Annotated in this window: 16 protein-coding genes and 1 pseudogene; 9 read left to right on the top strand and 8 right to left on the bottom strand. The window is 71.4% G+C overall.

Annotated features, from left to right (window positions below; translation table 11 throughout):
* Positions 1–110: 110 nt before the first annotated feature.
* Positions 111–812, bottom strand: coding sequence for a uridine kinase (locus tag BCL76_RS37985; RefSeq protein ID WP_109784056.1), 702 nt, complete (start codon positions 810–812; stop codon positions 111–113).
* Positions 813–863: 51 nt separating this feature from the next.
* Between BCL76_RS37985 and BCL76_RS37980 the strand changes: the two genes are divergently transcribed.
* A complete protein-coding gene (locus BCL76_RS37980) occupies positions 864–1,214 on the top strand; it encodes a hypothetical protein (RefSeq protein WP_109784055.1) in 351 nt (116 codons plus the stop codon).
* 105 nt (positions 1,215–1,319) lie between these two features.
* Here the strand turns inward: BCL76_RS37980 and BCL76_RS37975 are convergent, their stop codons facing one another.
* Genes BCL76_RS37975 through deoC form a run of 3 tightly spaced genes read right to left on the bottom strand, consistent with a single transcriptional unit; the run spans position 1,320 to position 4,613 of the window.
* Positions 1,320–2,216, bottom strand: a complete 897-nt coding sequence (locus BCL76_RS37975) for an aldehyde dehydrogenase family protein (RefSeq protein WP_109784054.1) — start codon at positions 2,214–2,216, stop codon at positions 1,320–1,322.
* A complete protein-coding gene (locus BCL76_RS37970) occupies positions 2,209–3,645 on the bottom strand; it encodes an aldehyde dehydrogenase family protein (RefSeq protein WP_109784053.1) in 1,437 nt (478 codons plus the stop codon). Before BCL76_RS37970 ends, BCL76_RS37975 begins: the two co-directional genes overlap by 8 nt.
* Positions 3,646–3,650: 5 nt before the next feature.
* Positions 3,651–4,613 (bottom strand): deoxyribose-phosphate aldolase, encoded by a 963-nt coding sequence (gene deoC / locus BCL76_RS37965; protein WP_109784062.1) that lies wholly within the window; start codon positions 4,611–4,613, stop codon positions 3,651–3,653.
* A 141-nt stretch (positions 4,614–4,754) separates the two neighbouring features.
* Between deoC and BCL76_RS37960 the strand changes: the two are divergent.
* From BCL76_RS37960 to BCL76_RS37945, 4 genes and pseudogenes are all read left to right on the top strand, one after another.
* Positions 4,755–4,925 (top strand): annotated as a pseudogene (locus BCL76_RS37960) (class F sortase); the annotation flags it as partial.
* Positions 4,926–4,950: 25 nt separating this feature from the next.
* Positions 4,951–5,607: a PH domain-containing protein gene (locus tag BCL76_RS37955; RefSeq protein ID WP_109784052.1), complete on the top strand. Its 657-nt coding sequence runs from the start codon at positions 4,951–4,953 to the stop codon at positions 5,605–5,607.
* Positions 5,608–5,704: 97 nt separating this feature from the next.
* Entirely contained in the window at positions 5,705–6,277 is a 573-nt protein-coding gene (locus BCL76_RS37950; protein ID WP_109784051.1) for a VanZ family protein, read from the top strand.
* A 37-nt stretch (positions 6,278–6,314) separates the two neighbouring features.
* Positions 6,315–6,515: a PspC domain-containing protein gene (locus BCL76_RS37945; RefSeq protein WP_030012491.1), complete on the top strand. Its 201-nt coding sequence runs from the start codon at positions 6,315–6,317 to the stop codon at positions 6,513–6,515.
* Positions 6,516–6,539: 24 nt separating this feature from the next.
* On the opposite strand, the gene BCL76_RS37940 is transcribed toward BCL76_RS37945, so the two are convergent.
* The 3 genes from BCL76_RS37940 to BCL76_RS37930 all read right to left on the bottom strand — a co-directional run bounded on the left by BCL76_RS37940 (position 6,540) and on the right by BCL76_RS37930 (position 8,999).
* The gene (locus BCL76_RS37940) at positions 6,540–7,319 is read right to left on the bottom strand and encodes a hypothetical protein (protein WP_109784050.1); all 780 of its coding nucleotides are present in this window, start codon (positions 7,317–7,319) and stop codon (positions 6,540–6,542) included.
* Positions 7,320–7,453: 134 nt separating this feature from the next.
* Positions 7,454–7,711, bottom strand: a complete 258-nt coding sequence (locus tag BCL76_RS37935) for a hypothetical protein (protein WP_030763340.1) — start codon at positions 7,709–7,711, stop codon at positions 7,454–7,456.
* Positions 7,712–7,850: 139 nt separating this feature from the next.
* On the bottom strand, positions 7,851–8,999 hold the full coding sequence (locus BCL76_RS37930; RefSeq protein WP_030763337.1) for an adenosine deaminase: 1,149 nt from the start codon (positions 8,997–8,999) through the stop codon (positions 7,851–7,853).
* Between the two features lie 113 nt (positions 9,000–9,112).
* Here BCL76_RS37930 and BCL76_RS37925 point away from each other — a divergent pair, with 113 nt between their 5' ends.
* The 3 genes from BCL76_RS37925 (at position 9,113) to BCL76_RS37915 (ending at position 11,695) form a co-directional block, all read left to right on the top strand.
* Positions 9,113–9,847: an alpha/beta hydrolase gene (locus BCL76_RS37925; RefSeq protein WP_109784049.1), complete on the top strand. Its 735-nt coding sequence runs from the start codon at positions 9,113–9,115 to the stop codon at positions 9,845–9,847.
* Positions 9,848–9,947: 100 nt separating this feature from the next.
* Positions 9,948–10,319 carry a cupin domain-containing protein gene (locus BCL76_RS37920; RefSeq protein ID WP_109784048.1) on the top strand — a complete coding sequence of 124 codons (372 nt, stop codon included), beginning with the start codon at positions 9,948–9,950 and terminating at the stop codon, positions 10,317–10,319.
* 341 nt (positions 10,320–10,660) lie between these two features.
* On the top strand, positions 10,661–11,695 hold the full coding sequence (locus BCL76_RS37915; protein WP_258310150.1) for a helix-turn-helix transcriptional regulator: 1,035 nt from the start codon (positions 10,661–10,663) through the stop codon (positions 11,693–11,695).
* Between the two features lie 52 nt (positions 11,696–11,747).
* On the opposite strand, the gene BCL76_RS37910 is transcribed toward BCL76_RS37915, so the two are convergent.
* Positions 11,748–12,725 carry a LysR family transcriptional regulator gene (locus BCL76_RS37910; protein ID WP_030712495.1) on the bottom strand — a complete coding sequence of 326 codons (978 nt, stop codon included), beginning with the start codon at positions 12,723–12,725 and terminating at the stop codon, positions 11,748–11,750.
* 62 nt (positions 12,726–12,787) lie between these two features.
* On the opposite strand from BCL76_RS37910, the gene BCL76_RS37905 reads away from it, so the two are divergent.
* The gene (locus BCL76_RS37905; RefSeq protein ID WP_109784047.1) at positions 12,788–14,071 is read left to right on the top strand and encodes an MFS transporter; all 1,284 of its coding nucleotides are present in this window, start codon (positions 12,788–12,790) and stop codon (positions 14,069–14,071) included.
* Positions 14,072–14,192: the final 121 nt, after the last annotated feature.

Below are 14,192 nucleotides of genomic sequence, written 5' to 3'. Positions count from 1 at the left end.
CATCGCAAGGCGGAGGGGCGCCCGTGTACTGGACGTACTCGGGCGCCCCGACAACGCGGCGAGGTGCCGTGCCGGGCGGGCCGGGCCCGACAAGATCCGGAAGAGACGGCCTAGGCCGGGGTCGTCGCGCGGTGGCGGCCCGCCGCGGCCGCCGCCAGCCGGCCCAGGGCCTCGTCGCCGGCGCAGGCGTGCGCGCCCAGCGCGACGTGGCGGGCCACGATGCCGCGTTCGGCGCGCATCAGCCGCAGGCCCCTGCGGAGCAGGAACGGCACCGACTTGCGGCCTTCCCGCAGGTCGCGGGCCAGCCGGCGACGGAAGGTCGTCGAGGGGCGCCCCCGCAGGCAGATGGCGTCCGCGAGGAGGCCGAGCTCCTGACAGCGGGCGGCCACGTCCGCGGCGAAGATGCCCTCCGCGATGAACAGCGGGGTGCGGGCGATGTCGAGGCCCTCGGCGCCCGTGCGGGAACTCGTCGCGATGTCGTAGACGGGGACGTCGGTCCGCCCCACCGCGCACAGTTCGGCGATCGCGGCGACCGCCGCGTCCGCGTCCCAGGACAGCGGGGAGTCCCAGTCGATGTCGGAGCTGCCGTCGACGAGCGGGAGGGTGGGGTCGACGCCCTCCTTGTAGAAGTCGTCGAGGCGCAGCACGGGCAGCCCTGAGCGGGCGGCCAGCGAGGATTTTCCGGAGCCCGACGGACCGGTCAGCAGAACGACGCGGGTCGGCGAGGAAGAGGGGGAGCTCACGGGACACCAGTCTGAACCATTCCCCCGGGTAGGGGATCCTCCCGGTGGCCGGTTGGTGTCCAGGAACACACCTCAACTACGCTGCGTGCGCACGCGACCACGACCTCAGGCGGGATCTCCATGGCACGTCACGCAGCCCCTTCCCTTCCGAACCGGCTCCGCAGCGCCGGACTGACCGTCTCGATGGCCGGTGCGGCCCTGGCGATGGCCGCAGGTGGGGCGCAGGCCGGTGAACTCGACATCCCGGCGGCCCTGTCCGGGGTCGCCGACCCGATCGCGAACCTCAAGGTGAACCCGCTCGCCCACACCGGCGTGGACCCGCTGGACAACGGCGTCGCCACGAAGGTGGCCGACTTCCCCTCCGTCGGGACCGGGATGGTCACCGGCATCCTCACCCAGGGGCCGTCGGTCGGCGAACTGCCGACGGCGGCGGCCTCGTCCCTTCTGGGGCCGCTGGCGACTCCCCGCTGACCCCGTCCTCGCCCCGAACCGAGCCCGAAAACGCGAGAGGCCCCGGCAGCGCGGGGGACGCTGCCGGGGCCGGTCTCGTACGGGGCCTGTCCCGTCCCAGGAGGACTAGTAGGACGAGCCGCCCGCGCCCAGCGACCCGGTGGGGTGCCAGACGGTCTTGGTCTCCAGGAACGCCGTCATCCGCGAGGTGCCCGGGTCCGCGCTCCAGTCGTCCACAGGCTGTGGACGCAGCACGCGCTTGAGGTTGTCGGCCGCCGCGATCTCCAGCTCCTTGGCCAGCGCCGCATCGGCCCCGGCCAGGTCGATCGCGTTGACGTCCTGGTGGGACGCCAGGTGCGGGCCCATCTCGCCGGCCTTGCCGGACAGGATGTTGACCACGCCGCCGGGCAGGTCGGAGGTGGCGAGCACCTCGCCCAGGGAGAGGGCCGGCAGCGGGGACTTCTCGGAGGTGATCACGACCGCCGTGTTGCCGGTCGCGATGACCGGGGCGATCACCGAGATCAGGCCCAGGAAGGACGAGTCCTGGGGGGCGATCACGGTCACGACACCGGTCGGCTCCGGGGTGGAGAGGTTGAAGAACGGGCCCGCGACCGGGTTGGCCCCGCCCACGATCTGGCCGATCTTGTCGGTCCAGCCCGCGTACCAGACCCAACGGTCGATGGCCGCGTCGACGACCGCGCCGGCCTTCGACTTGGACAGGCCCTCGGCCTCGCCGACCTCGCGGACGAACTGCTCGCGACGGCCCTCCAGCATCTCGGCGACGCGGTAGAGGATCTGGCCGCGGTTGTAGGCGGTCGCGCCGGACCAGCCACCGAAGGCCTTGCGGGCGGCGACGACCGCGTCACGGGCGTCCTTGCGGGAGGACAGCGGAGCGTTGGCCAGCCACTTGCCCTTGGAGTCGGACACCTCGTACACCCGGCCGCTCTCGGAGCGGGGGAACTTGCCCCCGACGTACAGCTTGTAGGTCTTGAAGACGGTCAGACGCGCAGACGACTCAGACATCGAGGTAGCCCTCCAGGCCGTGGCGGCCGCCCTCGCGACCGAAGCCCGACTCCTTGTAGCCGCCGAAGGGCGAGGTCGGGTCGAACTTGTTGAACGTGTTGGCCCAGACGACCCCGGCGCGGAGCTTGCCCGCGACCGCGAGGATGCGCGAGCCCTTCTCCGTCCAGATGCCGGCGGACAGGCCGTACTGGCTGTTGTTGGCCTTGGCGACGGCCTCGTCGGGCGTGCGGAAGGTCAGCACGGACAGCACCGGGCCGAAGATCTCGTCGCGGGCGACGGTGTGCGCCTGGGTGACGTTCGTGAAGAGCGTCGGGGCGAACCAGTAGCCGGAGGACGGCAGCTCGCACGTCGGGGACCAGCGCTCGGCGCCCTCGGCCTCGCCGGTCTCCGCGAGCGCGGTGATCCGGGCGAGCTGCTCGGCGGAGTTGATCGCGCCGATGTCGGTGTTCTTGTCGAGCGGGTCGCCCAGGCGCAGCGTGGAGAGGCGGCGCTTGAGGGAGTCCAGCAGCTCGTCGTGGATCGACTCCTGGACCAGCAGGCGGGAGCCCGCACAGCAGACCTGGCCCTGGTTGAAGAAGATGCCGTTGACGATGCCCTCGACGGCCTGGTCGATGGGGGCGTCGTCGAAGACGATGTTGGCGCCCTTGCCGCCCAGCTCCAGGGTGACCTTCTTGTCGGTGCCGGCGACGTGGCGGGCGATCTTCTTGCCCACGGCGGTCGAGCCGGTGAAGGCGACCTTGTTGACGTCCGGGTGCTCGACGAGGGCCGCGCCCGCGTCGCCGTAGCCGGTGAGGATGTTGACGACACCCTTGGGCAGGCCCGCCTGGCGGCAGATGTCCGCGAAGAACAGCGCGGAGAGCGGGGTCGTCTCGGCGGGCTTCAGCACGACGGTGTTGCCGGTGGCGAGCGCCGGGGCGATCTTCCAGGCCAGCATCAGCAGCGGGAAGTTCCACGGGATGACCTGGCCGGCCACGCCCAGCGGACGCGGGTTCGGGCCGTAGCCCGCGTGGTCGAGCTTGTCGGCCCAGCCCGCGTAGTAGAAGAAGTGCGCGGCGACCAGCGGGAGGTCCGCGTCGCGGGTCTCCTTGATCGGCTTGCCGTTGTCCAGGGTCTCCAGGACGGCCAGCTCGCGGCTGCGCTCCTGGATGATCCGGGCGATGCGGAAGAGGTACTTGGCGCGCTCGGAGCCCGGCAGCGCGGACCAGGAGGCGAAGGCCTTGCGGGCGGCCTTCACGGCGCGGTCCACATCGGCGGCGCCGGCCTGGGCGACCTCGGCCAGCACCTCCTCGCTGCTCGGCGAGACGGTCTTGAAGACCTTGCCGTCGGCGGCGTCGGTGAACTCACCGTCGATGAAGAGCCCGTAGGAAGGGGCGATGTCGACGACGGAACGCGACTCGGGGGCCGGTGCGTACTCGAAAAGGGAAGCCATGGTGATCAGTCCACCGTCACGTAGTCGGGACCGGAGTAACGCCCGGTGCTCAGCTTCTGGCGCTGCATGAGCAGGTCGTTCAGCAGGCTGGAGGCGCCGAAACGGAACCAGTGGTTGGACAGCCAGTCCTCGCCCACGGTCTCGTTGACCAGGACCAGGAACTTCAGGGCGTCCTTGGTGGTCCGGATGCCGCCGGCCGGCTTCACGCCGATCTGGATTCCAGTCTGCGCCTTGAAGTCGCGGACGGCTTCGAGCATCAGCAGCGTGTTGGCGGGGGTGGCGTTGACGCCGACCTTGCCGGTGGAGGTCTTGATGAAGTCGGCGCCCGCGAGCATGCCGATCCAGGAGGCGCGGCGGATGTTGTCGTAGGTCGACAGCTCGCCGGTCTCGAAGATGACCTTCAGGCGCGCGGTGCTGCCGTCCTCGCGGACGCAGGCCTCCTTGATGGCCTTGATCAGCTCGTACGTCTCCAGGTAGCGGCCGGTGAGGAACGCGCCACGGTCGATGACCATGTCGATCTCGTCGGCGCCGGCGGCGACGGCGTCACGGGTGTCCGCGAGCTTGACGGGCAGGGCGGCGCGGCCGGCCGGGAAGGCGGTCGCGACGGAGGCGATCTTGACGTCGGCGCCGTTCAGCGCCGCCTTCGCCGTGGCCACCATGTCGGGATAGACACAGACGGCGGCCGTCATCGGGGTCGTACGGTCGGTCGGATCGGGATTGACGGCCTTGGCGGAGAGCGCCCGGACCTTGCCCGGGGTGTCCGCGCCTTCGAGCGTCGTCAGGTCGATCATCGAGATGGCCAGGTCGATGGCGAACGCCTTGGCCGTCGTCTTGATCGAACGGGTGCCGAGGGAGGCCGCGCGGGCCTCCAGGCCGACAGCGTCGACGCCGGGCAGCCCGTGCAGGAAGCGGCGCAGCGCACTGTCGGACGTCGTCACGTCAGCGAATGCGGTGAGGGTGGTGGGCATGGTCACCAGATGAGCATATCTACGCGCGTAGCGACCTGTCACCCCCGCCCCCGGATCCGCTATGGAATCGACACCTCCACTCTCCGTCACGGACCTGCGACAGGAGCCGGATCGTCCGCACGCCCCCGCGTGTCCCGAGCCGCCCTCTTCCGCGTCCGCGAGCTGGAGCAGGTCGACAAGACGCATTTCCCGACCGCCAGGGTGTACGGCGACACCGCCCGCCCCGAGCTGCGCGTCATCGCCTGCGGCGGCGAGATCACGAACGGGCACCGCCCCGACGACATCATCCTGTACGCCGATCTCGTGGGCTGAGATGACGTGGGGCAGAATCGACCCCATGAGCAGCCAGCAGCCGTCCGACGAGCCGGTGTACGCAGACCGGACCTACCGATCCTCCATGGGCTTCGTCTCGGGGGTACTGCTGCTCGCGCTGACCGTCTGGCTCTGCGGCGACGCCGTCCTGCGCGGCTCCGGCAACACCCCGTGGATCGGCCTGGCGGTGGCGCTCTGCGTCGTACCGCTGATCGTCGCGTTCACGATCCGCCCGGCCGTCTTCGCCAATGAGGACCGGATGCGCGTGCGGAACCCGTTCCGGATCATCGAGCTGCCCTGGGCGGCCGTGGACGCGGTGCGCGCCGGGTACTCGGCCGAGGTGCTGGCCGAGGGTTCGAAGTACCAGCTCTGGTCCGTGCCGGTCTCGCTGCGGGAGCGCAAGAAGGCCAACCGGCAGCAGATGCGCCGCAAGGCGATCGACCGCCGCGACCCCGGCAGCGCGGGCGACCCCACCGCGCGGGGCCGTGCCTCGGCGTCCGCCGCCTCCGAACCGATGCGGGCCGATGCCGACAGGATCGTCGACGAGCTGCAGGGACTGGCCGAATTGAACGCCGCGCGGCCGGGCGCGCAGGGCAGTGTGCGCGTGCGCTGGTCGTACGAGATCATCGCGCCGGCCCTGATCGGCGCGCTGCTCCTGATCGTCCTCATCGCCACGCGCTGACCGGCCAGGACGCCGGATCCGCACGCTCTCGGGTGCTCCCCGCCACACCCCTCTCCGGGCCGGAACCGGGGCTACCGGACGACGCGTCCTCCCAGGTGTGCAGCGTCATGAGGCCGGCGAAAACGCCGCCACCGCGATCCACCTCCGTCTGCGACTCCTGGCCGGGGTCCTGCTCGCCGCCCATCTCGTGGTCGTCGGCTGGCTGACTCTGCGACCGCTGGACGTGCCCTGGGCCGCGGCGGCCAATCTGAGCCCGCTGGAAGGGATCTCGGCGGATCTGGCCCTCGGCCCCCTGGCGGCCGCGCGGCAGATCGGCGAGGGGCTCGCGCTGCTGGCCCCGCTCGGGGTGCTGGTGCCGCTGATCAGTGGACGGCTCGCGCCGTCGGCCCTGTCCGCGTGGTCCTCGCTGGCCCGGACGGCGGCCGCGGGCGCGCTGGTCTCGGTGTGCATCGAGATGCTGCAGACCGCGGTCCCGGGGCAGGTCGTGGACGTGGACTCGGTGCTGCTGAACACCGTGGGCGTGGTGCTCGCGCACGTGGCCGTCGTACCGGCGCTGCGGGCCCGGCTGAGGCGCTCACACACCGTTTATCAGGGGGATACCCCGAAGATTTCCAGGGTCGGGCTCGGCCGCTGGACCGACGTTCTGTCGGCGGTCCAGCGGGAGTATTGAGTCATCGCAGAAAGCGATACCGACGAAGGAGAATCTCATGAGCGCCCTGGTCCGCCCCCGTGACGGCCGCTGGATCGGCGGAGTCTGCGCCGGACTGGCGCGGCGTTTCGGAATTTCCACGAACGCGATGCGCGCCATTTTCGTCGTCTCGTGCCTGCTGCCGGGCCCGCAGTTCCTGATCTACATAGCGCTGTGGGTGCTGCTGCCGAACGAGAAGTCCGCTTCGGCCGCCTGGTAGTCCGGCGGCCGGCGCGTCCTCGGGTCAGCCGGCCTGCTGGACCTTCCGGATCTTCTCCAGCTGCTTGTCGGCCACTTCCTGCGGCACCTGGGCCTTCTGCTGGGGTGCCGCCGCCACATTGAGGGCCGTCAGTCGTACGACGGTGTCGCCCTCGCGTACGACGACCAGATGGACCTGCGCCGAGACCCCCTCGGCGGCCGCGGTCATGGTCCAACTGACGCTCTCGTCGCCGCCGGTGCGGTAGTCGGCGGGGCGGACCTCGCGATAGGCGCCGGTCTGCTTCTCGACCTTGGCGGTGAAGCCCGTACCGCAGGCGGCGACGGCGGCCTTGAGCCGGGAGATCAGCGCCTTGGCGTCGGCCTCGGAGTAGGAGCTGACGGAGGCGGAGACGGCCAGCCCGAGCTGCTTCTGTGAGCCCATGCCGCGGCTGACGGTCTCGCGGGCGGACGGGCTCGGCTTGTCGCCCATGACGTCGGCCAGCGGCTGGCAGGCCTTCTTGTCGGCCTGCGGTTGGCCGTCCGGGGCGTTGGGGTTCTTGCCCTGGGCGGAGATCTGGTAGCCGGGCAGGTCGCCCTGGGCCAGCGCGGACCGCTCGATCCGGCTGCCACCGGTCTTCGGCGCGGCCGATCCGTCCGCCGCGGCGGACGGCGCCGGCGCTCCGGGCGCGGCGGAGGCGGTGGCCGCGGAGCCCTTCGGATCGGGGGCCTTGTCCGTCGCGGGAGTGTTCGTACTGCTGCACCCCACAGCCGCGAACAGCAGGGTGGGGACCAGCGCGACCATCGTCGCTCGTGCCTTCATGCGCATGACCGAGAACCTCGTACCCAAGACGTCGGCGGGCAGTTGGTGGCGATCGTGGCACACGGCGCGGCGGGATACATACCTGGTCGAAAGGGCATGCGCCCGCCGCACACGTGTACGCGTCGCAGTGGCGGGCAGACTCAGCCGCCGAGGCCGTTCAGGCTGTTGGTGAGCGGGTTCAGCACGCCGGTGATCTGGGAGGTGGGGTCGCTCGACTGCTGCGCCTCGCCGCCCACCTGCTGCTGGCTGGTCGCACCCTGGAGCATGCCGGTGGCGGAGCCCAGCGCGTCGGTGAGGCCGACCGCCGGGACGGCGGCGGAGGCGGTACCGGCGGCGACGGCGGCGAAGGCGGCACCGAGAACGACGGTACCGAGGGTCTTGGCAGCTGACTTCTTCATGAAAAGGTGTCCTTGCGACGGGGAATTGAGCGGCTCCGCAAACTAGTCACTTCAAACCCTCGCCCGCAAACATCCGTAAATACGAGAAAGCGCCCGGGGATTATCCCTCCCGGGCGCTTCCGCTCTGTCATTCCGTGGCCTAGGCCGAGACAGAACCGCTGGTGGAGGCGGTCTGCCGGAACAGCCACTCCGACTTCAGCTCCGCATAACCGGGCTTGATCACTTCATTGATCATGGCCAGTCGTTCATCGAAAGGAATGAACGCGGACTTCATCGCATTGACGGTGAACCACTGCATGTCGTCGAGGGTGTAGCCGAAGGTGTCGACCAGGTGCTCGAACTCGCGGCTCATGCTGGTGCCGCTCATCAGGCGGTTGTCCGTGTTGACCGTGAGCCTGAAGTGCAGCTTGCGCAGCAGACCGATCGGGTGCTCGGCGTACGAGGCGGCCGCGGCGGTCTGCAGGTTCGAGGTCGGGCACATCTCCAGGGGGATGCGCTTGTCCCGGACGTAGGAGGCCAGGCGGCCCAGGGTCACGGAACCGTCCTCGGCGACCTCGATGTCGTCGATGATCTTCACGCCGTGGCCGAGGCGGTCGGCGCCGCACCACTGCAGGGCCTGCCAGATCGACGGCAGGCCGAAGGCCTCACCCGCGTGGATGGTGAAGTGGTTGTTCTCGCGCTTGAGGTACTCGAAGGCGTCGAGGTGGCGGGTGGGAGGGAACCCGGCCTCGGCGCCGGCGATGTCGAAGCCGACCACGCCGTTGTCGCGGTAGCGGTTCGCCAGCTCGGCGATCTCCAGCGCGCGGGCGGCGTGGCGCATCGCGGTCAGCAGGGCGCCGACGCGGATGCGGTGGCCGTTGGCCTTCGCGCGCCGCTCGCCCTCGCGGAAACCGTCGTTCACGGCTTCGACGACCTCTTCGAGGGAGAGGCCGGCTTCCAGGTGCTGCTCGGGCGCGTAGCGGATCTCGGCGTACACGACGCCGTCCTCGGCCAGGTCCTCGGCGCACTCGGCGGCGACCCGGAAGAGGGCGGCCTTCGTCTGCATGACCGCGCAGGTGTGCGCGAAGGTCTCCAGGTAGCGCGGCAGGGAGCCGGAGTCGGCGGCCTCGCGGAACCAGATGCCGAGCTTGTCGGCGTCGGTCTCGGGGAGGTTCTCGTAGCCGACCTCGCGGGCCAGCTCGATGATGGTCCCGGGACGCAGTCCACCGTCGAGGTGATCGTGCAGCAGCACCTTCGGGGAACGACGGATCTGGTCCGGGGTCGGCAGGTTGGGGGTCTCGCTCGTCATCTGCGCACTCTACTCCTACGCGCGTAGAGCGGAATGTCCCCGGCGGGCGTCGATATGTAACAGAGACCGCGCGGACGGATGGCGTACACCTGAAGGTCTGAGACTGTTCCGCCATGGCACAGCATGCGCCGCCGGCGCGCGGGGCCCGCCTGGGGCGGGCGGTCGGCGCGAGAACCGGCTCGGGTTCGACGCACAGCACGGTCAACGGGGTGGTGCTCCTGCTCCCCGGGGCCTCCCGATTGTCCCCGGGTCCCATGCGCCCGCTCGCGCGGGCGCTGGCCCGCGCGGGCGGGGCGGAGGGGCTCGTCACGCACATGGTCGTCCACGGCGGGGACTCCGCCCGGGAGGAGCAGGCGGGGTGGGCCGCGGACGAGGCGGTGCGGCGGTACGGGGACGTGCCGGTGTGCCTGGCCGGCTACGACGCGGGAGGACTGGCCGCGCTGCGGGCGGCGGGCCACGGGGCCGTCAACTCGGTCGTGGTGATCGCCCCTTGTTTAACGGAGACGGCTCGGGCCGACCCCCCTGAACCGGTGAAACAGCTGTCGGGACGGCAGGTGTTGATCGTCCACGGCACCAACGACGCGCGCAGCGACCCGGAGGCCTCCTTCCGGCTGGCGGCGCGCGCGAAGAAGGCGAACCGCTCGACGTGCCGCTTCGAGGTGCATTCGGACGGGCACGGGTTGCGCGAGCACCAGCCGGAAGTGGTGGCGCTGGCGGTGGACTTCATCCTGGGCGCGGTCTTCTCGGGTCGGTACTCGCGGCCGGTGACGGACGCCTTGGCCGCGCCGCCGCCCCTGGGCCTGCGGATGCCGCTGGCCTCGGGCTTCGGGAAGTCGCTGCGGAGGTGATCCACGGGCGCGGCGGGCGGTGATCCACGGGCGCGGCCCGGCGCGCGTACCGTGGGAACCGGACTCGGGTGTGTTGCCGGACTCCCGGAGGCGACCGGCCATGGGCGGATTGGTCCACAGGAACTTCGACAAGCCTGACGAGACGCGGCCCTTCGAGGCCGGTACGGGCAGGCTGGACCTGTTCAACACCGAGGGCGGGGCGGTGGGACGCGCGGTCTTCGAGCCGGGCTGGCGCTGGTCGTTGCACATCAAGCCGCTGGCCGGCACGGACAGCTGCCGCTCCGCCCACACCGGGTACATCGTGAGCGGCCGGATGAAGATCGTCATGGACGACGGGGAGAGCGGCGACCTCGGCCCGGGCGACTTCATCCAGATCGCCCCCGGGCACGACGCCTGGGTGCTGGGTGACGAGCCGTGCGTGGCGCTGGACTGGACCGGCTACAACGACTACGCGAAGCCGGCGGGCGACTGAGGGCCAACGGCTCACGACCATCAGGCGACCGGCCCGACCGGCCGACGACTCACGCGCTTCGGGGGCGCGCCGGTCCGTCCGTACCCGCCGATCCGCCCCCTCACGGTCGGATGGCACCGAACGGCTCCGGCGCGACCACCACGGCCGGCCGCGGGCCGAGCTGGACACTGGCCCCCGTTCTCGCCTGGGTGTCCGCTGCAGCACACCGCGCTTCCCCCTCGTGCCGTGCTGCCACTGTGCCGCTTCGGCCCGTGCCGAGGGCGGCCGGCCAGGCGTCGTTTTGCCGCCTTGCGGAAACACGAGGGGTTTACAAACAGACACAACTCGGGACGCATACGCATATGCCTCCCGAGGAATCCGGGCCGGCCGGAGCTGACGGGGAGCTGAGCCCCGCCGCCCGGCGCCTGTACGCGTACGCCGTCGAGCGGCACGCCTTCGGCCTGTGCGAGGCCACCGGGGCGCTGGGCGTCCGCGCGGCCGCCGCGATCACCGAGCTGGCCGCCGCGCACCTGCTCCAGCGGGCCCCGGGCGACGAACCGGACCGCTGGAGCGCGGTGGCCCCCCGGGCCGCGGCGGCCCGGGCCCTGGCCCCGCTGGCCCTGCTCGTACGCGAGACCCACGACGAGATGGACCGGCTGCGCGGCCGGCTGGAGACGCTGGTACCCGCGTACGAGGCGGGGACCGCGCACCGGGACCTCAGCGGGTCGGGCCGGCTGGAGCTGGTCACCGACCTCGGGGCGGTGCGGGGGCTGATCGCGGAACTGGTCGCGACGTGCGAGCGGGAGCTGCTGACCTCGCAGCCCGGCGGGGGCCGCCCGCTGGAGACCCTGGAGGAGTCGATCGGGCGGGACGAGTCGCTGCTGACGCGCGGGGTCCGGATGCGCACGATCTACCAGCACACGGCACGCTACTCACGGCCCACGGCGGCGTACGTCGAGCGGGTGACGGCCCTGGGCGCCCAGGTGCGGACCCTGGGCGACGGACTGATGCGGATGCTGATCTTCGACGCGCACACGGGTCTGATGGCGGTGCCGGACCGCAACGGGGCGGCGCTGGTGGTGCGGGAGCCGAGTGTCGTGCACTTCATGACGGCCGCCTTCGAGCGCTCCTGGGTGGGCGCCGAGCCGTTCCCGACCTCGGTGAGCCCGGAGGCGGCCCGGTCGATCTCGGACGAGCTGCGGCAGACGATCGTCCGGCTGCTGTCGGAGGGCCTGGAGGACAAGGTGATCGCCCGCCGCCTGGGCATGTCGGAGCGGACCTGCCAGCGCCACATCGCCGAGATCATGCGCGCGGTGGGCGCCAAGTCCCGCTTCCAGGCGGGCTACTTGCTCTCGGCGGCAGCCCCCACCCCGCCCGACCGACGGGACCCGCCCTAGATCCGCCGTCCGGGCCGGCCCAGGTGGCCGCGCGGCCGGGCGCGGGGTCCGATCACCCGACGGACGGGTCCAGTTCGGGGATCAGGCGGCCGCGGCGGGAGAGCAGGAAGCGCTTGAACTCCGCCACCGGTGGGGTGTCGGGGTGGCCGTCGAGCCAGGCGAGGCCGATCTCGCGGACGGCGCGCGGGGCGGTGACGGTCAGCTCGACCACGCCGGGGCGGGGCACGGCCGGGGGCGGTAGGAGGGCGACGCCCAGGCCCGCGGCGACCAGGCCACGCAGGGTCTCGGCCTCCTCGCCCTCGAAGGCGATCTTCGGGGTGAACCCGGCCTCCGCGCACAGGTCGTCGGTGATGCGGCGCATCCCGTAGCCGGGCTCCAGGGTGACGAAGGTTTCCTCGGCGGCCTCGGCGAGGCGGATGCGCTTGCGGGTCGCGAGCCGGTGGTCGTCCGGGACCACCAGCCGCAGCCGCTGTTCGTCGAGGCGGCGGGCGACCAGGTCGGGGGCGTCCGGCAGCGGGGAGGTCAGGCACAGGTCGAGTTCACCGGCCCGGAGCTTCTCCAGCATGGCCTCGCCGTAGTTCTGGACGAGGGAGAAGCGGATGCGCGGGTGGTCGGCGCGGAAGGCGCGGATGAGGCCGGGTACGGTCTCGGACCCGAGGGTGTGCAGGAAGCCGAAGGCCACCTTGCCGGCCGCCGGATCGGCGTCCTGCTGTACGGACTCGGCGGCGCGGTCGATCTCCGTGAGGGCCTGCTCGGCCGAGGCCAGGAAGGTGCGGCCGGCCGTGGTGAGGGCGACCGTACGGCCCTTACGGGCGAACAGCGTGACGCCGAGGTCCTGTTCGAGCCGGACCATGGCCCGGGACAGGGTGGACTGCGGGACGCCCAGCTCGTGGGCGGCGCGGGTGACGTGCTCGTGGCGGGCGACGGCGACGAAATACGCCAGCCGTGGCGCCAGCAGAGTTGTCACTGCCATGTCTTCTACGTAACGGTTCATCGACATCCACGCTTCTGAGCTGGGTTGATGCATCAGTGGATCGATTATCGCGATTCTGTGCATTGGACGCATGAAAATGACAGGCCTAACGTCGAAGCATGCCTCCCGTTCATACCGGGGCACCCGTCATCCCGGGTGCCTCCACCTCGTCGTCCCCCGCACCGCAGCCCCTCTCCCCCGGCCGCCCCGGTTACCGCCGGATGAGCCTCGCGCTCTTCGCCGCCGGACTCGCGACGTTCGCCCTTCTCTACTCCACCCAGGCCCTGTTGCCCGCGATCTCCGCCGGCTTCGGCGTGACGGCGGGCCAGGCCAGCTGGACGGTGTCCGCGGCCACCGGCGCGCTCGCGCTGTTCGTCCTTCCGCTGAGCGCGCTGTCCGAGCGGTTCGGCCGCACCCGGATGATGACGTACTCGATGGTGATCGCCGTCGTCGTCGGCCTGCTGGTGCCCTTCGCGCCGAACGTGGAGTGGCTGGTGGTGCTGCGCGCGATCCAGGGCGCGGCGATCGCCGGGATCCCGGCCTCCGCGATGGCCTACCTGGCGGAGGAGGTCAAGCCCAAGGCGCTGGTGGCCGCGATCGGCCTGTTCGTGGCGGGGAACTCCATCGGCGGTATGAGCGGTCGTCTCGTCACCGGCTGGGCCGCGCAGCTGTGGGGCTGGCGGGCGGGCCTGCTGGCCGTCGCCCTGATGGCGCTGGCGTGCGCCGTGGCCTTCCTGGTGCTGCTGCCCCGGGCGCGGTTCTTCCGCCCGGCGTCGCTGAACCCGCGCGCGGTGGGCCGTACCGTCGCCGGTCACCTGCGTGATCCGCTGCTGCTGCGCCTGTACGGGATCGGCGCCCTGTTCATGACGGTCTTCGGCGCGGTCTACACCGTGATCGGCTACCGCCTGGTGGACGAGCCGTTCTCGCTCGGGCAGGGCGTGGTCGGGTCGATCTTCCTGATCTACCTGGTCGGTACGGTCTCCTCGGCCGCCGCCGGCAAGTTGGTGGCCCGTACCGGGCGGCGCGGCGCGCTGTACCTGGCCGTGACGACCACGGCGCTCGGCCTGCTGCTGTCGCTGTCGGACTCGCTGACGGCGATCGTGCTCGGGCTGGTGCTGATCACCGCGGGCTTCTTCGCGGGGCACGCGGTGGCCTCGGCCGCGGTGAGCCGGACCGCGAAGACGGGCCGGGCGCAGGCCTCCGCGCTCTACCAGTCCGCGTACTACCTCGGCTCCAGTGCGGGCGGCACCCTGGGCGCCCTCGCCTACCACTCGGCGGGCTGGGCGGCCACGGTCGGCATCGCGCTGCTGGCGGTGCTCGGCGTCGTGTCGATCACCCTGTACGGGTCGCACGCGGCGCGTGCCGAGCGGCGGATGCCAGCGTCGGCCATGGGCGCGCGCTGACGAAATCTCCACACCCCACGCGGCAACCCCTGCTTGTTTTCCGGGCATTCAACACGGAGGACGTTGCGGTGCGAGCAGGGGAGGACCGGATGGGGACGGGCGCGGGCACGGAGACGGACAC

The organism is Streptomyces sp. CG 926, assembly GCF_003148825.1.
In the GTDB taxonomy this organism is placed as follows: Bacteria; Actinomycetota; Actinomycetes; order Streptomycetales; family Streptomycetaceae; genus Streptomyces.
Note: the sequence above shows the minus strand (reverse complement) of the source record. Positions and strands in the feature narration are given on the sequence as shown.